The following is a 23,803-nucleotide window of genomic DNA, read 5'->3' as shown; positions in this document are numbered from 1 at the left end:
CCCGCGCCAAGGCCGCCATCTCCCAGGCGACCGGTTTCTTCACCAAGGCACTCAACGCCGGAACCCTGTCTCACGCCGGCGTGATGACTGCCGGCCTTTGGACGGCACCCTGGGGACCTCGGCGGTCCCGGCACAGCGCAAGGCCCGCCCGGCCGCGGTGCGCCGGTGCGCCTGCTCACGAGGTCGGCGACGGCGGTGCGGACGGCGCCCCGGCTGACACCGTGCTCCCCTGGACTCTCGACGCCCGCCCCAGCAGGGTCATGCTCGCGCGGGCCAAGCAGTCCGCAGGACACCCGATCGCTACCGTCGTACCCCATCGCCAGCCATCAGCAAAAGGCCAGGTCAGCACCCCACGAGGAAGATCCCGGCAGGTCACCGACCCGGCCGATTACTAGGAGACCAAGAAGGCGGCAGCAACCGCGGAACGAGCCCTTCCCTGTCCGGGCTGGGCTCGTCCGCATGGAGCTCTCAGCGAGCCCTACAGTCCGCCCTCAGACATCCCATGCACGGCCGGGATCGTCCCCAACCGCCCCTTCTGGAAGTCCTCGAACGCCTGCTGAAGCTCTTCCCTGGTGTTCATCACGAACGGGCCGTAGTGAGCCATCGGCTCGCGGATCGGCTGCCCGCCGAGGAGGACGACCTCCAGGTCCGGCGTATGGGAGTCCTGCTCCTCGTCCGCGCGGACGGTCAGCGAACCGCCAGCGCCGAAGACCGCAGTCTGGCCCAGCTGGATCGGACGACGCTCGGCACCAACCGAGCCCTTGCCCGCCAGCACGTACGCCAGCCCGTTGAAGTCCTCCCGCCACGGCAGCGTCAGCTCCGCACCCGGCGCCACCGTCGCATGGATCATCGTGATCGGCGTGTGCGTGATGCCGGGACCAGCGTGCCCGTCCAGCTCACCGGCGATCACGCGCAGCAGCGCGCCGCCATCGGGCGTGGTCAGCAGCTGGACGTTGCCGCCACGGATGTCCTGGTAGCGCGGAGGCATCATCTTGTCCTTGGCAGGCAGGTTCACCCACAGCTGGAGCCCATGGAAGAGACCGCCCGACACGACGAGGTGCTCCGGCGGCGCCTCAATGTGCAGCAGGCCCGCGCCCGCTGTCATCCACTGGGTGTCACCGTTGGTGATGGTGCCACCACCACCGTTGGAGTCCTGGTGGTCGAAGATCCCGTCGATGATGTACGTGACGGTCTCGAAGCCGCGGTGCGGGTGCCACGGGGTGCCTTTCGGCTCCCCAGGCTGATAGTCCACCTCGCCCATCTGGTCCATCATGATGAACGGGTCCAGGTGGCGGTAGTTGATCCCGGCGAACGCTCGGCGCACCGGGAAGCCCTCACCCTCGAAACCGCTCGGTGCGGTCGTGACGGTGAGCACGGGACGGGCCACGGCGTCGGCGGACACGGTGACGCGGGGCAGCGTCAGCGGGTTCTCGACGGTCACTGCAGGCATGTCGGTACCTCCTTGTGCTCCGAGTTTAGTTGAGCGTTGAACTTTCTGCCACCCATAACCGCGAAAGTCCGGAGCGCATTCCCTCCGGGACAGCAGAAGACCGGCGCCCCGCACCAGGGCGCCGGCCATCATCCGGGAGGATCCGGACGGGATCGGGTGACGACTCAGCCGTACATGCGGCGCATCGCGAACTCCACCATCTGCTCCACGGCCTTCGCGTCGAAGACCATGCGGTGCTCGCCCTCCATGTCGAGGACGAAGCCGTAGCCGGTGGGGAGCAGGTCGATCACCTCGGCACCGGTGATCACGAAGTACTTGGACTCCTTGCCCGCGTACCGCCGCAGCTCCTTGAGCGAGGTGAACATCGGGATCACCGGCTGCTGGGTGTTGTGCAGGGCGAGGAAGCCGGGGTTGTCACCGCGCGGGCAGTAGACCTTCGAGGTCGCGAAGACCTGCTGGAAGTCCTCGGCGGTCACCTGGCCGGTGGTGAAGGCGCGCACCGCGTCCGCGAGCGAGGGCGGGGACGGCTCGGGGTAGAGCGGCGGCTGCTGCCCGTAGGCTCCGGCGCCCCCGGGCATGGGCTGCTGCGGCGGGGCGTACTGCTGCTGAGCACCGGCGTTCTGGTCGTAGCCGTACATGCCCGAAAGAGTAACGGCTCACAGATGACCCCTTCGGGGTTGCGTCTTATTACCGACGGGTAGCATCATCGTAGCTACTCGTTGGTACGTGAACCAGAACCGCGTGAACCAAGAACCGGCGCGAGGAGCCACTGCCTCGCCGATCTCGCTACGGAGCCGTCGCCATGGGGCACTACAAGTCGAATCTCCGCGACATCGAGTTCAACCTCTTCGAGGTCCTCGGGCGCGACAAGCTGTACGGCACCGGCCCGTTCGAGGAGATGGACGCCGAGACCGCGAAGAGCATCCTCGAAGAGCTGACCCGCCTCTCGGAGAACGAGCTGGCGGAGTCCTTCGCGGACGCCGACCGCAACCCGCCGGTCTTCGACCCCGAGACGAACACCGCCCCGGTCCCGGCGTCCTTCAAGAAGAGCTACAAGGCCTTCATGGACTCCGAGTACTGGCGCCTGGGCCTGCCCGAGGAGATCGGCGGCACCACCGCTCCCCCGTCCCTGATCTGGTCGTACGCGGAGCTCATCCTCGGCGCCAACCCGGCCGTGTGGATGTACTCCTCCGGCCCGGCGTTCGCCGGCATCCTCTTCGACGAGGGCAACGCCGTCCAGAAGAAGATCGCGAAGATCGCCGTCGACCGGACCTGGGGCTCCACCATGGTGCTCACCGAGCCCGACGCGGGCTCGGACGTCGGCGCCGGCCGCACCAAGGCCGTCCAGCAGGAGGACGGCTCCTGGCACATCGAGGGCGTCAAGCGGTTCATCACCTCCGGTGAGCACGACATGGAGGAGAACATCCTCCACTACGTCCTCGCCCGCCCCGAGGGCGCCGGCCCCGGCACCAAGGGCCTGTCCCTCTTCCTCGTCCCGAAGTACCTCTTCGACTTCGAGACCGGCGAACTGGGCGAGCGCAACGGCGTCTACGCCACGAACGTCGAGCACAAGATGGGCCTCAAGGCGTCCAACACCTGCGAGATGACCTTCGGCGACCGCCACCCCGCCAAGGGCTGGCTGATCGGCGACAAGCACGACGGCATCCGCCAGATGTTCCGCATCATCGAGTTCGCCCGGATGATGGTCGGCACGAAGGCCATCTCGACCCTGTCGACCGGCTACCTCAACGCGCTGGAGTACGCCAGGGAGCGCGTCCAGGGTCCCGACCTGGCGAACTTCATGGACAAGACCGCGCCCAAGGTCACCGTCACCCACCACCCGGACGTCCGCCGCTCGCTGATCACGCAGAAGGCGTACGCCGAGGGCATGCGCGCCCTCGTCCTCTACACCGCGTCCATCCAGGACACGATCGCGGTCAAGGAGGCGGCCGGCGAGGACACCTCCGCCGACCACGCCCTCAACGACCTGCTGCTGCCCATCGTCAAGGGCTACGGCTCCGAGAAGGGCTACGAGCAGCTCGCCCAGTCCCTGCAGACCTTCGGCGGCTCCGGCTTCCTGCAGGAGTACCCGATCGAGCAGTACATCCGCGACGCCAAGATCGACACCCTCTACGAGGGCACCACCGCGATCCAGGGCCAGGACTTCTTCTTCCGGAAGATCGTCCGCAACCAGGGCGCCGCGCTGAACTCGCTGGCCGAGGACATCAAGAAGTTCCTGGCACTCGGCACCGGCGGCGAGGACCTGGCCGGGGCGCGCGAGCACCTCGCCAAGGCCGCCGTCGAGCTGGAGGCCATCGTCGGCCTGATGCTCACCGACCTCGCCTCGACCGAGCAGGACGTCAAGAACATCTACAAGGTGGGCCTCAACACCACCCGCCTCCTGCTCGCCTCCGGTGACGTGGTCGTCGGCTACCTGCTCCTCAAGGGCGCAGCGATCGCCGCCGAGAAGCTGGAGACGGCCACCGCGAAGGACCGGCCGTTCTACACCGGCAAGATCGCGGCGGCGAAGTTCTTCGCGGCCAACGTCCTGCCCGGCGTGACCCTCGCCCGAAAGGTCGCCGAAGGCGTCGAACTCGACCTGATGGAGCTCGACGAGGACGCGTTCTAGGACGCAGCCGTACAACCCCGTACAGCCCCGCGGAACTCCACACCGTCCTCACGAGGGCCCGCTCCCCGTCACCGGGAGCGGGCCCTCGTACGTCGTTAAGGTGAACCCATGAGCGCACCCTCCCGCTTCGACCGCGGCCTCACCGATGACCTCATGACCTTCCTCGCGGCCAGCCCGACGCCGTACCACGCGGTGGCCAACGCCGCCGAGCGGCTGGAGAAGGCCGGCTTCCGCCAGGTCGCGGAGACGGACGCGTGGGACGCGACGAGCGGCGGCAGGTACGTGCTGCGCGGCGGTGCGATCGTCGCCTGGTACGTCCCCGAGGGCGCCGACCCGCACACGCCGTTCCGCATCATCGGCGCGCACACCGACTCGCCCAACCTGCGGGTCAAGCCGCTGCCCGACACCGGCGCGCACGGCTGGCGCCAGGTCGCCGTGGAGATCTACGGCGGACCGCTGCTCAACTCCTGGCTCGACCGCGATCTGGGCCTCGCGGGCCGGCTGACCCTGCGCGACGGCTCCACCCGGCTGGTGAACGTCGACCGGCCCCTGCTGCGCGTACCCCAACTCGCCATCCACCTGGACCGCGCGGTGAACTCCGACGGCCTCAAGCTGGACAAGCAGCGGCATCTGCAGCCCGTGTGGGGGCTGGGCGGTGTCCGCGACGGCGACCTGATCTCCTTCCTGGAGGAGGAGAGCGGGCTCGCGGCCGGCCAGGTCACCGGGTGGGACCTGATGGTCCACTCCGTCGAACGGCCCGCCTACCTCGGCCGCGACGAGGAACTGGTCGCCGGGCCGCGCATGGACAACCTGCTGTCGGTGCAGGCCGCCGTGGCCGCGCTGAGCGCCGCCGCCACCGCCGGCTCCACCCTGTCGTACATCCCGGTGCTGGCCGCCTTCGACCACGAGGAGAACGGTTCGCAGTCGGACACCGGCGCGGACGGGCCGCTGCTCGGCGGTGTGCTGGAGCGTTCGGTGTTCGCGCGCGGCGGGACCTACGAGGACCGGGCGAGGGCCTTCGCCGGCAGCGTCTGTCTCTCCTCCGACACCGGTCACGCCGTGCACCCCAACTACGCGGAGCGGCACGACCCGACCCACCACCCGCGCGTCAACGGCGGCCCCATCCTCAAGGTCAACGTCAACAACCGCTACGCGACGGACGGTTCGGGCCGCGCGGTGTTCGCCGCCGCCTGCGAGAAGGCCGGCGTCCCCTTCCAGTCCTTCGTCTCCAACAACTCCATGCCCTGCGGCACCACGATCGGACCGATCACCGCGGCCCGGCACGGCATCAGGACCGTGGACATCGGCGTGGCCATCCTGTCGATGCACAGCGCGCGGGAGTTGTGCGGCGCCGACGACCCCCACCTGCTGGGCAACGCGCTGGTGGCGTTCCTGGAGGGATAGAACGGGCGCCCGCTGCATGGGGGTTGACAGCCGGGGTACCCGCAAGTCCGGGCCGGAACGACCGGTCCGGACAGGGAGGCAACAGCCATGGGCCTCGGCGGATGCATCATCCTCATCGCGACGGGAGCCATACTCACGTTCGCGACCGACTGGGAGATGAAAGGGGTCAACCTCGACCTCGTCGGCATCATCCTCATGGTCGTGGGACTGATCGGCGTCTCGACCTTCAGCAGCATCGCCCGGCGCCGTCGGGTCGTGGTGCCGCCGCCCACGACGACGGTCGTCGAAGAGGACCGGCACCGCTCGCGCGACGGCTACAGCGACGGATACGGCGTCTGACCCCCGGCCGGTTCAGGTGTCCGGGTCCGCCAGGACCAGGGACAGGCGGTCCGTCCCCTCCCGCGTGAGGCGGACGGGCACGCCCCAGTCCTGCCGGTGGACATGGCAGGCCGGGTACTCGACGGCGGGATCGTCGTCGCAGGTCGCGGCCATCGCCGAGACATGCAGGACGCCCTCGGCCACTTCCGGGCCGAGGTGCAGGGTGCGGGAGAGACCGGTGCCGGCGCCGCCACCCGACAGCAGCAGACCGGGCGGGGTGGCGGACACCAGCAGGCGCGTCGCCGAGCCGCCGGGATCCTCCGTGCCGTCGCCCTCGCCCTCGCTGTTGCCCTCGGCCGGGTCGGGGAGCGCGTCGAGCTTCTGACCCGCCGGAGCCCGGAACACCACGTCCAGGGCGACCCTCCCCGGCGCCACCTCGGTGGTCTCGCGCCGCGTGCGAGGGGCCATGGAGGGCACCCGCACGGCCTCGACCGGCAGACGCAGCCGGGTCAGCCGGTGCCGCGCCGACTCCACGACCACCAGGTCACCACCCACCAGCACCGCGCCGCTCGGCTCCCTCAGGTCCGTGGCGAGCGTGGTGACCTCGCCGGTCGCCGGATCGTAGCGGCGCAGCGCGTTGTTGTAGGTGTCGCAGACCGCGACCGAACCGTCGGGCAGCGCGGTCACCCCCAACGGGTGCTGGAACAGTGCCTGTTCAGCGGCGCCGTCGCGGTGCCCGAAGTCGAACGGCCCCGACCCGACGGCGGTGTGCACCGCACCGCCGGGATCCGTCCAGCGCAGCGCCGAGGTCTCCGAGTCGGCCAGCCACAACCGGTCGGCGGTGGCCGCGAGCCCGGAGGGCTGCGCGAACAGGGCCCCGCTGGCGGGCCCGTCGAGCAGCCCCTCCTCGGCGGTGCCGGCCATCACGGCGACCGTGGCGTCCGCCGGGTCGTACGCCCACAACTGGTGTACGCCCGCCATCGCGATCCACACCCGGCCGCCGAACACCGCCACGTCCCACGGGGAGGACAGGTCGACCTCCCGGGCCGGCCCGGACGTGGGCGACCCCCGCCACCACTGCCGGCCGGTGCCCGCGAGAGTGGTCACCTCACCCGTGCCCAGGTCGAGGCGGCGCAGGGCGTGGTTGACGGTGTCGGCGACGACGACCGAACCGCCGCCCCCGTCCTCGACACCGAGGAGGGCGAGGCCCTGCGGCTCGGCGAAGGTGGCCGTCTGCGCCGTACCGTCGGCGAACCCCCGCTCACCGGACCCGAACCGCCGGACGACGGTCTCCGCGTCCGCGGCCAGCTCCACCAGCTGGTGCCGGGTCGTGTCACTGACCAGGAAGTTCCCGCCCGGCAGCAGCACCACCTTGCCGGGGAAGCGCAACGCCGTCGGTTCGGGCCGCGGCGCCACATACGGCCCGTCGCCGCGCCGCAGCGTGCCCTTCGCCCCGTGCTCGGCCTCCAGCTCCGTCACGAGCCGCTCGATGGCACGCACATGGCCCTCACCCGAGTGCTGCGCGACGACGTACCCCTCCGGGTCGATCACGACGAGCGTCGGCCAGGCCCGGACGGCGTACTGCTTCCACGTCCCGAGCTCGGGGTCGTCGAGCACGGGATGCTCCACGCCGTACCGCTCCACCGCGTCGACGACCGTCCCGTGCTCGGCCTCGTGCACGAACTTCGGCGAGTGCACCCCGACGACCACGGCGGTGTCCCGGTGCCTCGCCTGAAGCTCACGGAGCTCGTCGATGACGTGCAGGCAGTTGATGCAGCCGGACGTCCAGAAATCCAGTACGACTATTCGTCCGCGCAGGTCGGCGAGGCTGTACCGCCGGCCACCGGTGTTCAGCCAGCCGCCCTTGCCGGTGAGCTCGGGGGCGCGGACGCGGGCTCGGCGGCGGGTGGGGGACGGAGACGTGTCGGTCATGGCTCCAGCGTGCCACCGCGCACCGACATCCCCGTCGGAGCACCTGCCCGGCCGCGCCCTCAGGGCAGGCGCGGGCCGCCAGCACCCGGCCGGAGTCAGTCCGTCGGCCTACCGGTGGCGTTTGCTCACGGTGGGTGGGGAAGCGGTAACGGTATGAGATTCCTCGTACGCGACCGGCTCCTCGGCATCGGTGACGACTACTGGATCGAGGACCAGCACGGCAACAAGGTGTTCCTCGTCGACGGCAAGGCGATGCGGATGCGGGACACCTTCGAGTTGAAGGACACCCGCGGACGCGTCCTGATCGACATCCACCAGAAGATGCTCGCCCTGCGCGACACCATGGTGATCGAACGGGACGGCGAGCCGCTGGCCACCATCCGGCGCAAGCGGCTGTCGCTGCTGCGCAACCACTACCGCGTGTCCCTGGCGGACGGCAGCACCGAGCTGGACGTCAGCGGCAGGATCCTCGACCGCGAGTTCGCCGTCGAGTACGACGGCGAACTGCTCGCGGTGATCTCCCGTCGCTGGCTGCACGTCCGCGAGACGTACGGCGTCGACGTCGTACGGGAGGACGCGGACCCGGCGCTGCTGATCGCGGTGGCCGTGTGCGTGATCCACCTGGCGGAGAAGGAGCGGGGGGAGGACTAGGGCCACTCCGGGGCGGGGTCCCGGCGGGTGCCGGAGACGAGCGGAGCGGTCAGAGCACCCGGTCCTTCAGGGCCGGGAACTGCTCGCGGGTCCTCGCGACCTTTCCGGGGTCGAACTCGACGGTGAGCACCTCCTCGCCGGGCCCGGCCTCGGCCAGGACCTCACCCCACGGGTCCACCACGATCGAGTGACCGGCCTGCGGAACTCCGGCATGGGTCCCGGCCGTTCCACACGCGAGCACGAACGCCTGGTTCTCCACCGCCCGCGCCTGGGCCAGCAGCGTCCAGTGCGACCGGCGGCGCTCCGGCCAGCCCGCCGAGACGACGAAGGTCTCGGCGCCGGCGTCGACGAGACCGCGGAAGAGTTCGGGGAAACGGAGGTCGTAACAGGTGGCCAGGCCAAGGATGGTGGCGGGCAGACGCACCGTCACCAGGTCCCGCCCCGCGCCCATCAGCACGGCCTCGCCCTGGTCGAAGCCGAAGCGGTGGATCTTGCGGTAGGCGGCGGCCAGTTCACCGGAGGGGGAGAAGACGAGAGACGTGTTGTAGAGCGTGCCCTCGCCCGCGGGTGAGCCGCCGGGAGACCCGTCGCCGTCCGGCGTCGCGCGTTCCGGGATGGAGCCCGCGTGCAGCCAGACGCCCGCGTCGCTCGCCGCCTTGGCCATCGCCTCGTAGGTGGCCCCTTCGAGCGGCTCGGCCTCGCGCCCGAACTCCTCGTACGCGAAGGCGCCGGTCGTCCACAGTTCCGGCAGGACGACGAGGTCGGCCCCGGCCTGATCCCGTACCAGGGAAGCCGCCCGCTGCCGCCGTTCGGCGACCGGTTCGGTCTCGTCCACGGTGATCTGGATCAAAGAGGCGCGCACACTACCACCGTCCTGGCATTCGAGTCGTTCACACGGGCCTACGATCGTCACACGAAAGCACTGCCGGGGTGCCTCACAGCAGCGTAACTTAGCGTTCCAAGACACCCGCCGACAGCAGCCGCCTCCCGCTGGCAACGCCGCCACAACCACCCGTGTACCGACCGCCGAGGGGTCCCGTTCCGTGAGTCTGCATCCCGCCCTCCAGCCCTACGCCGACGCCTGGACCCACTCCATCGAAGCGATATCCGCGCTGGTGCAGCCGCTCGCGGAGAACGAGTGGAACCGGCGCACCCCGTGCCCAAGCTGGTCGGTCCGGGACGTCGTCTCCCATGTCATCGGCCTGGACAACGAGATGCTCGGCGATCCGCGTCCCATCCACACGCTGCCGCGCGACCTGTTCCACGTCACCAACGACCACCAGCGCTACATGGAGATGCAGGTCGACGTCCGCCGTCATCACACGGCACCGGAGATGACGTCCGAGCTGGAGTACACGATCATTCGCCGCAACCGGCAGCTGCGCAACGACTCGAGGGACCCCGGTACCAAGGTGCGCGGCCCGCTGGGCACGGAGCTGACCCTCGAGGAGTCCATGCGCGCCCACGCGTTCAACGTGTGGGTGCACGAGCAGGATCTGCGCACCGCGCTCGGCAGCCCGGGCAACCTCGACTCCCCCGGCGCGCACGTCGCCCGTGACGTGCTGCTCGCCCGGCTCCCGCGGCTCATCGCGGAGGACGCGGGCGCCCCGCGCAGCTCGGCGATCATCATCGACGTGCACGGGCCCGTCGAGTTCCTGCGCACGGTCCGCGTCGACATCCAGGGGCGCGGCACCCTGGAGACGGCCCCGGCTCTCGGCCCGGCCGCGGTCTTCACGCTGCCCTGGGACACGTACGTCCGCCTGGCCTGCGGCCGCACCACGCCGGAGGCCGTGTCGGACCGGCTGAAGGCGGACGGGGACCCGGCTCTGGTCAAGTCGATCCTGGACAACTTCACGGTGACGAACTAGCGGCACCAGCGATCGGCCAGCGGAAGCAGGGGCTGTTCGGCCGGCGTACGCGCGAGCTGGGAGGAGAGCCGGCCGGGGTCGAAACGGGGTGCGGCGGGGCGGGCTTCCGGGGCGGAAGCCGGTCGGGCCGGCTCCCGTACGGTGCCGGGCCGTACGGGTCGGCACCCCCGGCACCGCTCCCGTCACGCCGGGACGTGCACCGTCTCCACCCGGCTGGCCACCAGCCGCTCGCGTTCCCGCCGGGCCGCGCGCCCGCGCAGGCGCAGGATCTGGCTGACGCCGACCGCCTGGAGCACGAACACCGCGGAGAACGCGACCGTGTAGTCGCCGCCTGTGGCGTCCAGCAGCACGCCGACGGCGAACAGGGTGGTCATGGAGGCCACGAAACCACCCATGTTGGTGATTCCCGACGCCGTCCCCTGACGCTCCGGCGGGTTCGCCGGCCGTGCGAAGTCGAAGCCGATCATCGAGGCGGGCCCGCAGGCGCCCAGCACCGTGCACAGCACGATCAGCAGCCACATGGGCACGTGCTCGGCGGAGGACACCACCGGATAGGCCAGCGTCACCGCCCACAGCGTCGCCGTCGCCACCACCGTGCCGAGCGCGAGCGGCAGCCGCGCCGCGTGGTGCCGGGCGATGACCTGGCCGTAGACCAGTCCGACCACCATGTTCGACAGCACCACCAGGGTGAGCAGTTCCCCGGCCGTGGCGCGGGACAGGCCCTGCGCCTCCACCAGGAAGGGCAGGCCCCACAGCAGCAGGAACACCATCGCCGGGAACTGGGTCGTGAAGTGCACCCACAGTCCGAGCCGCGTGCCCGGTTCCCGCCAGGAGGCGGCGATCTGGCGGCGGACGTAGGCGGCCCCCTGGTGCGGGAACGGCTCCGGTTCGTGGCCCTCGGGGTGGTCCTTGAGGAACAGCAGGAGCAGGACGAGCACCACGACGCCGGCGACCGCGCTGCCCGCGAACGCCGCCGTCCAGCCGACGCCGTGCAGCAGCCGGGCCAGCACCAGCGTGGAGACCAGGTTTCCGGCCATTCCGGCCAGCCCCGCGAACTGCGCGACCTGCGGACCGCGCCGGGCGGGGAACCAGCGGGTGCCCAGCCGCAGCACGCTGATGAACGTCATCGCGTCGCCGCAGCCCAGCAGCGCGCGCGAGGCGAGGGCGGTGCCGTACGACGGGGAGAAGGCGAAGCCCAGCTGCCCCGCGGTGAACAGCACGGCGCCGATGCCGAGGACCCTTTTCGTGCCGAGCCGGTCCACCAGCAGGCCCACGGGGATCTGCATGCCCGCGTAGACGAGCAGTTGGAGGATCGAGAAGGTCGACAGGGCGGAGGCGTTGACGTGGAAGCGGTCGGCCGCGTCGAGGCCGGCCACGCCCAGGGACGTACGGAAGATGACGGCGACGAAGTAGACGCAGACTCCGATGCCCCAGACGGCGACCGCGCGCCGGCCGCCCGGCGGATCACCCGGCAGTGTGACGGACGAGGAGCTGCTCATCGCACCTCTCCCCGCGCCAGGTGGGAGAACCAGCCGACGTGCCGGTGGACGACGGCGACGGCGGCCTCCGCGTCCCCGGAACGCAACGCGTCGAGGATCTCCCGGTGCTCGGTGAGCGTCTTGGCGATCCGATCGGGGTGCGAGTGCAGTACGGCGACGCCCATCCGCAACTGCCGGTCGCGCAGCTGGTCGTAGAGGCGGGAGAGGATCGCGTTGCCGCCGCTGCGGACGATCTCGGCGTGGAAGCAGCGGTCGGTGACGGCGGCCGCGGCCAGGTCACCGGCGGCGGCCTGCTCCTTCTGCCGGACGAGCAACTCCTCCAGCCGGTCGATGAGCCCGGCGGGCGCCGGTACGGCCTTGCGGGCGGCGTGCTCCTCGACCAGCAGGCGGGTCTCCACCACGTCCGCGATCTCCTGCGCGGAGACGGGCAGGACCAGCGCGCCCTTCTTCGGGTACAGCCTGATCAGGCCCTCGGCCTCCAGCCGCAGCAGCGCCTCGCGGACCGGCGTGCGGGAGACCCCCACGGCCTCGGCGAGTTCACCTTCGGTCAGCAGGGTCCCGCCCTCGTAGCGGCGGTCCAGGACACCCTGCTTGACGTGTCCGTAGACGCGGTCGGCGGCGGGGGGCTGCCTGACGGGGGCGGGAACGGCCGGCGGGGCGGAGGAGGGCATGCACACATCTTAGATACATCACGTACGCATGACCCGGCCCCGTCCACGATACGGACCGCACGCGGAGCCGCCGGCGAAAAAATTCAGACCCGCCTCAGCGGCCGCACAACCTTCTGTGCTACTTACGTGTCACACACATGCGGCCCCACCTAATGCGCCACCTCAACTCGGCCGCACCTCAGGGGCATTCAACGTATTCGGGGTATCTGACTTGATAAACGGCATTCAAGGCGTCCGCGTTCGCCGAGCCGCCGCCGTCGCCGTCACGACCGGCGCGATGCTCGCGACAGGCGCGCTCACCGCTGCGCCCGCGCAGGCCGTCACCACACCCACGATCGTGGCCAAGACCGGCTACGTGATGAACAACGCCAACGGCTCGTCGCTCTACACCAAGGGCGCGACCACCAAGATGTCCACCGGCTCCACCACGAAGATCATGACCGCCAAGGTCGTGCTGACGCAGTCGAACCTCAACCTCGACGCCAAGGTCACGATCCAGAAGGCCTACAGCGACTACATCGTCGCGAACACGGCCTCGTCGGCTCATCTGATCGTCGGCGACAAGGTGACCGTGCGTCAGCTGCTGTACGGGCTGATGCTGCCCTCGGGTTGCGACGCCGCGTACGCGCTGGCCGACAAGTACGGCACGGGCTCGACGCGGGCCGCGCGGGTGAAGTCGTTCATCGGCAAGATGAACACCAAGGCCGCGCAGCTCGGCCTGACCAACACCCACTTCGACTCGTTCGACGGCATCGGCAACGGCGCCAACTACTCGACGGCGAAGGACCTGACGAAGCTCGCCAGCAGTGCGATGAAGAGCTCCACGTTCAGGACGGTCGTCAAGACCAAGTCGTACACCGCGAAGACCATCACCAAGACGGGCAGCACCCGCACGATGGGTGCCTGGACCAACACCAACACGCTGCTCAGCAGTTACAGCGGCACGATCGGTGTGAAGACCGGTTCCGGCCCCGAGGCCAAGTACTGCCTGGTCTTCGCCGCGACCCGTAACGGCAAGACGGTCATCGGCACGGTGCTCGCCTCCACCTCGGTTCCCCAGCGCGAGACGGACGCGAAGAAGCTCCTCAACTACGGCTTCGCCAAGCTCGGCTGACACCCGACACCCGACACCTGAAAAGAGAAGGGGCCTGCCGCGGTGCACGCGGCAGGCCCCTTTGCCGTACCCGGGACCGCCTCGCAAGCCGAATCGAAGCCGTTACCCCGCAATGGTGAACATCATTGCGCTGGCTGGCATATTCGATTTCCTCCGCCCTACGTTCCGCTGCGGAGGTGGTTCACATGAACGAACCCAGCAGGATGCCCGACACGGGTGAGCGGCACGAGGCGATCGACGTCAGCGACTTCGTCTACGCGGCCACGGGAGACCGGGTCCGACGACTGACCATGCCGGACGGAGCGCACTGGTTCCCGGCGGTGGACGTGTGCAAGCGGTTGGGTCACAGCAACCCGCAGAAGGCGCTCTCCGACCACGTCCCGGAAGACCAACGAGACATTCTCGAGACCCTAACTGGAGGTTATGGTCTCAGCATTCCCGCAGGCAGGGAGTGGCGCCGAGACCTGAATGTCATCTCGCTCCAAGGTCTCATCCTCCTTGTCAACGCCTGCACCAAGCCCGCTTGTGCCCCCTTCAAACAGTGGGCAGCCGAGGTGATCGAGACCGTTCAGCGAGAGGGTTCCTACACCCTCCAGGAGGCCGAGGTGCAGCCCGTCGGCCCGGGTGCCCCCGTGGCGTACGCCATGCCTGATCAGGTGGCCGAGGCCATCGTCCGGCTGGAGGACACTCGCGTGGCGGCAGCGAGGAGGGGGCGCCGGTCTACGTGCTCAACCGGTCCTGACCGGATGACGAGAGGAAGGGGCGGCCGCAATCACAAGTTGCGGCCGACCCTTCGCCGGTCAACCTAGCGCCTCGCGAGCCGTCACGCCCACGTGATCAGCCTTTTGGGTTGTTCCAGGACCGCTGCCACGTCCGCGAGGACCCTGGAGCCCAGTTCTCCGTCGACCAGGCGGTGGTCGAAGGACAGGGCGAGGGTGGTGACCTGGCGTGGCTTCACCTTGCCCTTGTGGACCCACGGCTGGAGCCTGATCGCACCGACCGCGAGGATCGCGGCCTCGCCGGGGTTGAGGATCGGCGTGCCGGTGTCGACGCCGAAGACGCCGACGTTGGTGATCGTCACCGTGCCGCCCTGCATGTCGGCGGGAGACGTGCGACCCTCGCGTGCCGTGGAGACCAGCTCACCCAGGGACCGGGCCAGTTGCGGCAGCGTCTTGGCCTGCGCGTCCTTGATGTTCGGGACGATCAGACCGCGGGGGGTGGCAGCCGCGATGCCCAGGTTGACGTAGTGCTTGACCACGATCTCCTGGTTGGCCTCGTCCCAGGACGCGTTGACGTCGGGGTGCCGCTTGACCGCGACCAGCAGGGCCTTGGCGATCAGCAGCAGCGGGTTGACCCGCAGGCCCTGCATCTCCTTGTCCTGCTTGAGCTCCTCGACCAGCTTCAGCGTGCGGGTCACGTCGACCGTCACGAACTCCGTGACGTGCGGCGCGGTGAACGCCGAGCCGACCATCGCCGCCGCCGTCGCCTTGCGGACGCCCTTCACCGGGACGCGGGTCTCACGGCCCGTGTCCTGGGTGACAACCGGCGCCTGGGACGCGACGGGCACCGGGGCCACGACGGGCTCGGTGACCGGCGCGGGCGCGGGTGCCGCCGCCGCGTGGACGTCCTCGCGGGTGATGACGCCGTCCGGGCCGGAGGGCACCACCGCCGCCAGGTCGACGCCGAGGTCCTTCGCCAGCTTGCGCACCGGCGGCTTGGCCAGCGGGCGGGAGCGCACCCCCGTCGTCCCGTGACCGTTGAGCTCGGCCAGGACGGCCGCCGCCGCCTCCTGGACCGGGATCTCGGGGCCCTTGCGGGGACGGCGCCGGGTCGAGGACGCGGCGACTCCGTAGCCCACGAGGACCGGCTGGCGGGCCGGCGGCTTGGCCTCCTCCGCCTGCCGCTCGGCGGGCGCGGGAGCCGGTTCGGCGGCCGGAGCGATGCCCCCGCCGGCCACGGCCACCGCGATGATCGGCGTGCCCACGTCCACCGTGGTGCCCTCGGCGAAGTGCAGGTCGCGGACCACGCCGTCGTAGGGGATGGGCAGTTCCACCGCCGCCTTGGCCGTCTCGACCTCGCAGACGACCTGGCCGTCGGTGACGGTGTCGCCGGGCTTGACGTACCACTTGAGGATCTCGGCCTCGGTGAGCCCCTCGCCCACGTCGGGCATCTTGAACTCGCGTACGGACGCGTCAGTCATCGTCGTCACGACCCTCTCCTCAGTACGCCAGGGCACGGTCGACGGCGTCGAGCACCCGGTCCAGACCCGGCAGGTACTCCTCCTCCAGACGCGCCGGCGGGTACGGGGCGTGATAGCCGCCGACCCGCAGCACGGGGGCCTCCAGGTGGTAGAAGCAGCGCTCCGTGATCCGGGCGGCGATCTCCGCGCCCGAGCCGAAGAACACCGGGGCCTCGTGGACGACGACCAGGCGGCGGGTCTTCTCGACCGAGGTCTGGATGGAGTCGAAGTCGAGCGGGGAGATCGAGCGCAGGTCCAGGACCTCCAGCGACCTGCCCTCCTCGGCTGCCACGTCGGCGACCTCCAGGCACGTCTTCACCATCGGGCCGTAGGCGACGAGGGTGAGGTCGCCGCCCTCGCGGACGACACGGGCCTTGTGCAGGGGGCCGGGGATGGCCTCCGTGTTGACCTCGGCCTTGTCCCAGTAGCGCCGCTTGGGCTCGAAGAAGATCACCGGGTCGTCGCTCTGGATGGCCTGCTGCATCATCCAGTACGCGTCCGCCGCGTTCGACGGCGAGACGACCTTCAGGCCGGAGACGTGCGCGAAGAGCGACTCGGGGGACTCCGAGTGGTGCTCCACCGCGCCGATGCCACCGCCGTAGGGGATGCGGACGACGACCGGGAGCTTGACCTTGCCCAGCGAGCGGGCGTGCATCTTCGCCAGCTGGGTGACGATCTGGTCGTACGCCGGGAAGACGAACCCGTCGAACTGGATCTCGACGACCGGGCGGTAGCCGCGGAGGGCCAGGCCGATCGCCGTGCCGACGATGCCCGACTCGGCGAGCGGGGTGTCGATGACCCGGCTCTCCCCGAAGTCCTTCTGCAGGCCGTCCGTCACCCGGAAGACACCGCCGAGCTTGCCGACGTCCTCCCCCATGATCAGGACCTTGGGGTCGGCTTCCAGGGCGCGGCGCAGCGACTCGTTGATCGCCTTGGCCACGGCCATGCTGGTGGATGTCACGGGCGCCGCCATGTCACTTGCCCCCCTCTTCGTCCGCGAACGACGCCTGGTAGGCGGCGAACTGGGCTCGCTCCTCGTCGACGAGCGCGTGCCCGTCCGCGTACACGTTCTCGAAGATGGCGAATCGGTCCGGGTCCGGCATGGCGCGGACCGCTTCGCGCACTCGCCTGCCCAACGCTTCGCTCTCGGTCTCGAGTTCCGCGAAGAATCCCTCGTCCGCGTGGTTTGCGGACTCCAGGTAGGCACGCAGACGCAGGATCGGGTCCTTGGCCTCCCATGCCTCGCGCTCCTCGTCGGCCCGGTACTTGGTGGGGTCGTCGGAGGTGGTGTGCGCGCCCATACGGTAGGTGTACGCCTCGACCAGGGTCGGGCCCTCACCGCGGCGGGCTCGCTCCAGCGCCCACCGCGTCACCGCGAGGCAGGCCAGCACGTCGTTGCCGTCCACGCGCACACCGGGGAAGCCGTAGCCCTGCGCGCGCTGGTAGAGCGGGACGCGGGTCTGCCGCTCGGTCGGCTCGGAGATCGCCCACTGGTTGTTCTGGCAGAAGAACACCACCGGGGCGTTGTAGACCGCGGAGAAGGTGAACGACTCCGCGACGTCGCCCTGGCTGGAGGCGCCGTCGCCGAAGTAGGCGATCACCGCGCTGTCCGCGCCGTCCTTGGCCACGCCCATCGCGTAGCCGGTGGCGTGCAGGGTCTGCGCGCCGATGACGATCGTGTACAGGTGGAAGTTGTTGCCGTTGGGGTCCCAGCCGCCGTTGTTCACCCCGCGGAACATGCCGAGCAGGTTGGTCGGGTCGACCCCGCGGCACCAGGCGACGCCGTGCTCGCGGTAGGTCGGGAAGACGTAGTCGTCGTCGCGCAGGGCCCGGCCGGAGCCGATCTGGGCGGCCTCCTGGCCGAGCAGCGAGGCCCACAGGCCCAGTTCGCCCTGGCGCTGCAGGGCGGTGGCCTCGGCGTCGAAGCGGCGGGTGAGCACCATGTCGCGGTACAGGCCGCGGAGCTCATCGGGGGTGATGGCGGCGACGTACCCGTCGTACACCGCGTTCTTGACGCGCTTGCCCTCGGGCGTCAGCAGTTGTACGAGCTCGGGCTCGGTGCCCGGCGGCTTCTTCGCGGTCGTCCGCTTGCCGGCCGTGCTCTTGGTACTGGCGCTGCGTCGCGGTGTGCGCGCGGCAGTGCTCTCCACGGTCACGTGTGCTCCTCCGTCGGTCCGGCTACCCGGGTTCGCCGGGCGCCAGTGCGGCTCACCCATAGCCCCAGGGGCGCACAGGGTGGGCGCGCACGGTGGGGAAACAGGCGTGACAGGTGCCCCGGCGAGCATCCTGCACGAGGCACGTTACCCAGTGCTTCACATTTCTGTGAAACCCCTCCTGACCTGCGATTTTGCTTGGATTTCCAAGTAAATCGCGAAATCGGGAACAATTCCTGGTCACAGCCTTGCAGGGGGCCGGAACAACGGCACGTTATCCCGGTGACCCAGTTCACGGGAAGAGTCTGCCCGGGCGCGGCTCTTGATCAGGGGCAAGAGCGGCATTCGGGAGCAAGGGTGGGAAATCCGGTGATTCCCCCCGGAGCGCGGCGACACCCGCGCGGACCCGCGGTTCCCGGCGGCCTCGGCGCTCGCCGTGCGGTGGACGCGGGAGTACGAGGCGGTGTGCGGCGTCTTCGCCGACTGAGCGCCCCGGACGCGAAGCAGGGCTCCACGCGCGCGTGGAGCCCTGCTTTCCGCGAGATCAGCCGACCGGTGCCGGTCAGAGACCGTCGTTCCCGGTCGTCGTACCGCCGTCGGCGCCACCGACGCCGCCGCCGTCCGTGGGGTCTGCCGTCACGGGCGGGTCGGTCTCCGGCGCACTCGACTCCTGCGTCGGCGCCACGCTCGACGCCGGGGCGGAGGGCTCTTCGCTCGGCTCGCTGCTGTAGCTCTTGGAAGGCGTGTACGACGGGCTGTACGACGGCGTCCAGTCCGAGTTGGAGCCCGTCCCCGAGTCGTCGTCGGAGGACGAGCCCGTTTCCGGGTTCGTCGCCTTATCGCTCGGCGTCGCGGTGTCCTTCTCGTCCTTCGCGGACCGAGAGGTGGTCGGGGAATGGGTCGTGCCCGCGCCGCCACCGCTCCCGCCGCCGTTGTTCAGCGCCAGCGCGACACCCGCGGCGATGGCGACGACCGCGAGGACCGCGAGGATCCACAGCTTGCCGCGCCCGCTGCCCCTGTTGCCGTGCCCCTCGAAGCCGCCCTCGTCCCCACCTCCGTAACCGCCTCCGTACCCGGCGGGCAGGATCGGCTGCGGGATCTGGGTGGTGCCGGAGGAGTCACCGGAGTGCGGCAGCGCCGTGGTGCTCGCGAAGCCCGCCGCCGGCGTGTTCCGGCCGTCGTGCACACCCACCGGGCCGGTGTTCCAGGTGCCGGTGTGGCCGCCCTGGTCGTACAGCATCTGCAGGGCGTACTGGACCAGCCCGCGCATCTCCTCCGCGGTCTGGAAGCGGTCGTCCGGATCCTTGGCGAGGGAGCGCATGACGAGTCCGTCGAGCTCCGGCGGGCACGCGCCGTCCGAGGTCTCGGACGGGGGCACCGGGATGTCCTGGACGTGCTGGTAGACCACCGACAGCGGGGTCTCGCCGGTGAACGGCGGGCGCAGCGCGAGCAGTTCGTAGAGGAGACAGCCGGTCGCGTACAGGTCGGAGCGGTGGTCGACGGCCTTGCCGAGCGCCTGCTCCGGGGAGAGGTACTGCGGGGTGCCCATGACCATGCCGGTCTGCGTCATCGTGGTGGACGCGCCGTGCAGGGCGCGCGCGATGCCGAAGTCCATCACCTTGACGGCACCGTTGTCGGTGATGATGACGTTCGCCGGCTTGATGTCGCGGTGCACGATGCCGTGCTGGTGCGAGTAGGCGAGGGCCTCCAGCACCCCGGAGACGATGATCAGGGCCTGCTCGGGACCGGGAGCCTCGGCGTTGAGGAGCAGGTCGCGGATCGTGCGGCCCTCGACGATCTCCATCACGATGTACGGCACCGACTGGCCGCCCACGAAGTCCTCGCCGGAGTCGTACACGGCGACGATGGAGTGGTGGTTGAGGCCGGCCACCGACTGTGCCTCGCGGGTGAAGCGGGCCTTGGAGACGGGGTCCTCGGCGAGGTCCGCGCGCAACAGCTTGACCGCCACGGTGCGTCCGAGACGGACGTCCTCGGCGGCGAAGACCTCCGCCATACCGCCCCGGCCGAGTCTGCGGGTGAGGCGGTACCTGCCGTCACCGACCAGTCCGCCGTTGCCCCACAGCTCCGGCGCATCCGACATCCCGCCGCCGCCAGTCGCCTCGGGGTCGGACGGGCCCTGAGCGCGCTGCTGCTGTGCCATCAGTCCTCGCCGTCGTTTCTGCCCGCGGTGCGCGCGGTGTTGTCACGGTCTCCGTCGGCCACGCTACAGCCTCCGCGCAAGCAGCCGGCCCGGGAAGAGCCCGGCACCCCGTCCACGACGGACCGGCCATCAAACCCGTAGTACCCGCGGGCGAGCAAATCGTGTGTACCGGCCGTGGGGCACCTGTAACGCTTCCGCGACGCTTCTTTCGCGTACGGTCACGGATCGGGCACCGAGCTTGACGTGTCAGTGCCCTCCGGCACACTTGGCCGGGAATCACCCTTTCGATCAACACGATCAGCGACGGCGTCTGAGGGCTACGGGGGACACGGGACATGAGCCAGGACGGCGCTCAGGGCCGGTACGCGGGGCGCGCACTCGCCGGTGGCCGCTACCAGCTGCGCGACTTGCTCGGCGAGGGTGGCATGGCCTCGGTGCACCTCGCGTACGACACCGTGCTCGACCGGCAGGTCGCGGTCAAGACGCTGCACACCGAGCTGGGCCGCGAGCAGGCGTTCCGCGAGCGGTTCCGCCGTGAGGCCCAGGCCGTGGCCAAGCTCACCCACACCAACATCGTCTCGGTCTACGACACCGGCGAGGACGACCTCGGCGGCGCGACCATGCCGTACATCGTCATGGAGTACGTCGAGGGCCGCCCCCTCGGTTCGGTCCTCGACGAGGACGTACGGCAGCAGGGCGCGATGCCCGCCGACAAGGCGCTGAAGATCACCGCGGACGTGCTGGCCGCGCTGGAGATCAGTCACGAGATGGGCCTGGTCCACCGGGACATCAAGCCGGGCAACGTGATGATGACCAAGCGCGGGGTCGTCAAGGTGATGGACTTCGGCATCGCCCGCGCCATGCAGTCCGGCGTCACGTCGATGACGCAGACCGGCATGGTCGTCGGCACCCCGCAGTACCTGTCGCCGGAGCAGGCGCTGGGCCGCGGCGTGGACGCCCGTTCCGACCTGTATTCGGTCGGCATCATGCTGTTCCAGCTGGTCACCGGGCGGCTGCCGTTCGACGCGGACTCGCCGCTGGCCATCGCGTACGCGCATGTGCAGGAGGAGCCGGTCGCGCCCTCCTCGGTCAACCGCGCGCTGCCGCCGGCCGTCGACGCACTGGTCGCCCGCGCCCTGAAGAAGAACCCGAACGAGCGCTTCCCCAGCGCCGAGGCCATGCGCGACGAGTGCCTGCGGGTGGCCGCGTCCCTCCAGGCGGCGGCGCCCAGCATCGTGCCGGGGACCCCCGCCCCGAGCGGCTCCGGGGTCGGCTCCGCGGTCTTCCCGCCGGTCGACCAGGCGGCCCAGGCCCCGCCGGGGAACGTACAGACGCCGTACCAGCCGCTGCCCGGCCCGTACGGCACCCCGCCGCCCGCGACGCCCGCCCCGGCGTACGGCTATCCGCAGCAGGCCGGCTACCAGGCGCCCGGCCCGTCCGCCTACGCGCCGCAGCACCAGGCCGGCTCGACCCCGCCGCCGTACAACCTCACCCCGCAGCCCGCCACGACCGCGTCACCGGCCGGCGGCAGGAGCGGCAGGCCGGTGGTCATCGGCTCGATCGTCGTGTCGCTGGTCGCGGTCGGCGGCCTGATCACGGCCCTGATGATGAACGGCGGCAGCGGCGACGACAACAAGGGGGGCGGGGGCAGCAGTACCAGCGCGTCCACGTCGGCGGTGTCCGGTCACCGCGGCCCCGACCTGTCGAAGACGATCGACAAGACCGAGTGCACCGAGCCGCAGGAGTCGTACAACGACCCCGACAAGGTCAAGATGCCCGACTTCGGGTTCAAGAACTGGACCTCTGTCCTCGCCTGTCTCCAGGCGGCCGGCTGGCACTACGCGAAGCATCCGGTGGACGAGAACACCTACGGCGAGGACACCGTCATGCGGCAGTCCCCGCAGGCGGGCACGGACTTCGACCCGGACAACCCGCCGGAGATCCAGTTCGACATCTCTACGGGGGACCCGGCCTGAGGGCGGTGCCGCCACCTCCGGGGCGGGCGGTCAGGTGAGAGGCCCGGCAGCGTGAGCTGCCGGGCCTGGTGCGTTCGGTCGGTGGGTGTCCGCGTCCGGTCGGTGGACGCCCGTGGTCGGCTGGTGGGTGTCCGCCCAGGTCCGGACCGGTCCGGTGGTCCGGACCGTGGCCGGTCCGGTCCGGTGGCCGGTCCGGTCCGTTCCGTTCCGGTCCGGTGGCCGGTTCCGTCCGGTCGGGGGCGGGCGGCTTACAGGTACGGGCCGCCCGAACGGCCACCCGTCCGCGGGTCGTCGCCTCCCTCGGCACCGCCGACCCCGGGCGGCAGGGCGCGGCGCATCTGCTCCAGCTGGGCCCGCGCAGCCATCTGCTGGGCGAACAGGGTGGTCTGGATCCCGTGGAAGAGCCCCTCCAGCCAGCCGACCAGCTGGGCCTGCGCGATGCGCAGTTCCGCGTCACTGGGGGTGGCGTCGTGGGTGAAGGGCAGGGAAAGCCGCTCCAGCTCCTCGACGAGCTCCGGCGCCAGGCCGTCCTCCAGCTCCTTCACCGAGCTGGAGTGGATCTCCTTCAGCCGGACTCTGCTCGCCTCGTCGAGGGGAGCCGCACGCACCTCCTCCAGGAGCTGCTTGATCATGCTGCCGATCCTCATGACCTTCGCGGGCTGTTCCACCATCTCCGTCACCGGGACCTCGCGGGAGTCCTCGTCTCCGGTGCCACCGAGCGCCATTCCGTCCTGGCCCAGGACCAGGATCTGGGGGTTCTCCGGTGACCTTTCGTTCCTCGGCATCTCCATGCAGCCATTCTCTCGCACCCGTACGTGTCGTCAGTGTGGTGCCCCCCTCGGAGGGTGATCCACCGTCCACGGTCCGCGTCGACCTGCCGGCCGAACCCGGAATGCCGGAATTGTCGCGCGGTGTGAGGCTTGTTCCGTGACTTCATGGCTGTGGAGACCCGACCGGCCACGCGGACCGCACGGACGGCGTCCGTCGGGGCTTCGGCCGGCAGGGTGGCTGATCGTCCTGGCGGCGTGCGCCGTCGTACCGGTGTACGGGGGTGGCCCGTCGTACGGCGCCGAATCGCCTTACCGCACCGAACAGTTGTCCCCCGCCGATTCCTCGCCCGGTGCCGAGTCCCCGCGACGCGAAGGCGCGGGGTCCCGGCACCGGGCCGGGTCGCCGTCGTACGGCGCCGGGTCCCCGTACCGTGCCGGGCCCTCCCACCATGTCGGGTCGCCGCCCGCGGGCCCGTCGCCGGATTCGTCGTCCGCGGGTCCGTCCTCTGATTCCTCCCGCGCCGTCCCGCGCCACGCGTCACCCTCGGCGTCCGAGTCGGCGTCCGCCGAACCGAGCCTGGCCGGGAGCCGCGCGGGTGAGGGGCGGCAACGACCGGGTCGGCACGAGGAACCCACCCCGACGGAGGACGAGGACCAGGGCGAGCACGACGTCCTCGGGGCGGACCCGGGCGACGGAGGCGACACCGCGGCGGACGCGGACACCGCGGACCCGGATACGGACGACGGGGCCACCGCCGAGGAAGAGCCGCCGCAGCAGACCGCCGAGACGCCCGCCGCGTCCCCGACCGAGGCCGTCCGGCAGAACATGGCACAGGCCGGGCGCGCGGCCGGGTCCACCCTCCCGATCCTGCCGCTGGGCGGCGGGCTGATCCTGGTCGGCCTGGGCCTCGGCCTCGCCTTCCTCGGCCTGCGCCTGCGCCGCGGCTAGTGCGGCGACCTGGGGGCTC

Annotated in this window: 19 protein-coding genes and 2 pseudogenes; 10 read left to right on the top strand and 11 right to left on the bottom strand. The window is 70.5% G+C overall.

Annotated elements, in window-relative coordinates; all coding sequences use genetic code 11:
- Window positions 1–478: 478 nt before the first annotated feature.
- Window positions 479–1,450 carry a pirin family protein gene (locus AC07AZ_RS05275; RefSeq protein ID WP_478843983.1) on the bottom strand — a complete coding sequence of 324 codons (972 nt, stop codon included), beginning with the start codon at window positions 1,448–1,450 and terminating at the stop codon, window positions 479–481.
- A 164-nt stretch (window positions 1,451–1,614) separates the two neighbouring features.
- The gene (locus tag AC07AZ_RS05270; protein ID WP_478843981.1) at window positions 1,615–2,088 is read right to left on the bottom strand and encodes an SseB family protein; all 474 of its coding nucleotides are present in this window, start codon (window positions 2,086–2,088) and stop codon (window positions 1,615–1,617) included.
- A 164-nt stretch (window positions 2,089–2,252) separates the two neighbouring features.
- Between AC07AZ_RS05270 and AC07AZ_RS05265 the strand changes: the two genes are divergently transcribed.
- The 3 genes from AC07AZ_RS05265 to AC07AZ_RS05255 all read left to right on the top strand — a co-directional run bounded on the left by AC07AZ_RS05265 (window position 2,253) and on the right by AC07AZ_RS05255 (window position 5,822).
- Entirely contained in the window at window positions 2,253–4,079 is a 1,827-nt protein-coding gene (locus tag AC07AZ_RS05265) for an acyl-CoA dehydrogenase (protein ID WP_478843979.1), read from the top strand.
- Between the two features lie 108 nt (window positions 4,080–4,187).
- The gene (locus tag AC07AZ_RS05260) at window positions 4,188–5,483 is read left to right on the top strand and encodes a M18 family aminopeptidase (RefSeq protein WP_478843977.1); all 1,296 of its coding nucleotides are present in this window, start codon (window positions 4,188–4,190) and stop codon (window positions 5,481–5,483) included.
- 87 nt (window positions 5,484–5,570) lie between these two features.
- Complete coding sequence (locus AC07AZ_RS05255; RefSeq protein WP_478843975.1) at window positions 5,571–5,822, top strand: DUF6458 family protein; 252 nt, start codon at window positions 5,571–5,573, stop codon at window positions 5,820–5,822.
- A gap of 12 nt (window positions 5,823–5,834) precedes the next feature.
- On the opposite strand, the gene AC07AZ_RS05250 is transcribed toward AC07AZ_RS05255, so the two are convergent.
- Entirely contained in the window at window positions 5,835–7,733 is a 1,899-nt protein-coding gene (locus AC07AZ_RS05250; protein ID WP_478843973.1) for an NHL domain-containing thioredoxin family protein, read from the bottom strand.
- Window positions 7,734–7,886: 153 nt separating this feature from the next.
- Here AC07AZ_RS05250 and AC07AZ_RS05245 point away from each other — a divergent pair, with 153 nt between their 5' ends.
- Window positions 7,887–8,384, top strand: a complete 498-nt coding sequence (locus AC07AZ_RS05245) for an LURP-one-related/scramblase family protein (protein WP_478843971.1) — start codon at window positions 7,887–7,889, stop codon at window positions 8,382–8,384.
- A 49-nt stretch (window positions 8,385–8,433) separates the two neighbouring features.
- On the opposite strand, the gene AC07AZ_RS05240 is transcribed toward AC07AZ_RS05245, so the two are convergent.
- Window positions 8,434–9,246, bottom strand: coding sequence for a carbon-nitrogen family hydrolase (locus tag AC07AZ_RS05240; protein ID WP_478843969.1), 813 nt, complete (start codon window positions 9,244–9,246; stop codon window positions 8,434–8,436).
- A gap of 181 nt (window positions 9,247–9,427) precedes the next feature.
- Here AC07AZ_RS05240 and AC07AZ_RS05235 point away from each other — a divergent pair, with 181 nt between their 5' ends.
- Window positions 9,428–10,252, top strand: coding sequence for a maleylpyruvate isomerase family mycothiol-dependent enzyme (locus tag AC07AZ_RS05235; protein ID WP_478843967.1), 825 nt, complete (start codon window positions 9,428–9,430; stop codon window positions 10,250–10,252).
- Between the two features lie 182 nt (window positions 10,253–10,434).
- On the opposite strand, the gene AC07AZ_RS05230 is transcribed toward AC07AZ_RS05235, so the two are convergent.
- Window positions 10,435–11,751, bottom strand: a complete 1,317-nt coding sequence (locus tag AC07AZ_RS05230; RefSeq protein ID WP_478843965.1) for an MFS transporter — start codon at window positions 11,749–11,751, stop codon at window positions 10,435–10,437.
- A complete protein-coding gene (locus AC07AZ_RS05225; RefSeq protein WP_478843963.1) occupies window positions 11,748–12,422 on the bottom strand; it encodes a GntR family transcriptional regulator in 675 nt (224 codons plus the stop codon). Before AC07AZ_RS05225 ends, AC07AZ_RS05230 begins: the two co-directional genes overlap by 4 nt.
- Window positions 12,423–12,633: 211 nt before the next feature.
- Between AC07AZ_RS05225 and AC07AZ_RS05220 the strand changes: the two genes are divergently transcribed.
- Together AC07AZ_RS05220 and AC07AZ_RS05215 are read left to right on the top strand one after the other, a co-directional pair.
- Window positions 12,634–13,536, top strand: coding sequence for a D-alanyl-D-alanine carboxypeptidase family protein (locus AC07AZ_RS05220; protein ID WP_478843961.1), 903 nt, complete (start codon window positions 12,634–12,636; stop codon window positions 13,534–13,536).
- Between the two features lie 185 nt (window positions 13,537–13,721).
- Window positions 13,722–14,237: pseudogene (locus tag AC07AZ_RS05215) on the top strand (BRO-N domain-containing protein); the annotation flags it as partial.
- Window positions 14,238–14,359: 122 nt separating this feature from the next.
- Here AC07AZ_RS05215 and AC07AZ_RS05210 read toward each other — a convergent pair.
- Genes AC07AZ_RS05210 through pdhA form a run of 3 tightly spaced genes read right to left on the bottom strand, consistent with a single transcriptional unit; the run spans window position 14,360 to window position 17,931 of the window.
- A complete protein-coding gene (locus tag AC07AZ_RS05210) occupies window positions 14,360–15,745 on the bottom strand; it encodes a dihydrolipoamide acetyltransferase family protein (RefSeq protein ID WP_478843959.1) in 1,386 nt (461 codons plus the stop codon).
- A gap of 10 nt (window positions 15,746–15,755) precedes the next feature.
- Entirely contained in the window at window positions 15,756–16,748 is a 993-nt protein-coding gene (locus AC07AZ_RS05205; RefSeq protein WP_478843957.1) for an alpha-ketoacid dehydrogenase subunit beta, read from the bottom strand.
- A gap of 1 nt (window position 16,749) precedes the next feature.
- Window positions 16,750–17,931, bottom strand: a complete 1,182-nt coding sequence (gene pdhA / locus AC07AZ_RS05200; RefSeq protein ID WP_478843955.1) for a pyruvate dehydrogenase (acetyl-transferring) E1 component subunit alpha — start codon at window positions 17,929–17,931, stop codon at window positions 16,750–16,752.
- Window positions 17,932–18,310: 379 nt separating this feature from the next.
- On the opposite strand from pdhA, the pseudogene AC07AZ_RS05195 reads away from it, so the two are divergent.
- A pseudogene (locus tag AC07AZ_RS05195) lies at window positions 18,311–18,415 on the top strand (aminoglycoside phosphotransferase); the annotation flags it as partial.
- 75 nt (window positions 18,416–18,490) lie between these two features.
- Here the strand turns inward: AC07AZ_RS05195 and AC07AZ_RS05190 are convergent.
- Window positions 18,491–20,089, bottom strand: coding sequence for a protein kinase domain-containing protein (locus AC07AZ_RS05190; protein ID WP_478843953.1), 1,599 nt, complete (start codon window positions 20,087–20,089; stop codon window positions 18,491–18,493).
- A 335-nt stretch (window positions 20,090–20,424) separates the two neighbouring features.
- Here AC07AZ_RS05190 and AC07AZ_RS05185 point away from each other — a divergent pair, with 335 nt between their 5' ends.
- Entirely contained in the window at window positions 20,425–22,065 is a 1,641-nt protein-coding gene (locus AC07AZ_RS05185) for a protein kinase domain-containing protein (RefSeq protein WP_478843951.1), read from the top strand.
- A gap of 248 nt (window positions 22,066–22,313) precedes the next feature.
- Here AC07AZ_RS05185 and AC07AZ_RS05180 read toward each other — a convergent pair whose 3' ends face one another.
- Window positions 22,314–22,856, bottom strand: a complete 543-nt coding sequence (locus AC07AZ_RS05180; RefSeq protein ID WP_478843949.1) for a bacterial proteasome activator family protein — start codon at window positions 22,854–22,856, stop codon at window positions 22,314–22,316.
- 136 nt (window positions 22,857–22,992) lie between these two features.
- Between AC07AZ_RS05180 and AC07AZ_RS05175 the strand changes: the two genes are divergently transcribed.
- Entirely contained in the window at window positions 22,993–23,784 is a 792-nt protein-coding gene (locus AC07AZ_RS05175) for a hypothetical protein (protein WP_478843947.1), read from the top strand.
- Window positions 23,785–23,803: the final 19 nt, after the last annotated feature.

The organism is Streptomyces sp. NPDC043878, from assembly GCF_056435735.1.
This window is presented reverse-complemented; position numbering and strand designations above follow the sequence as displayed.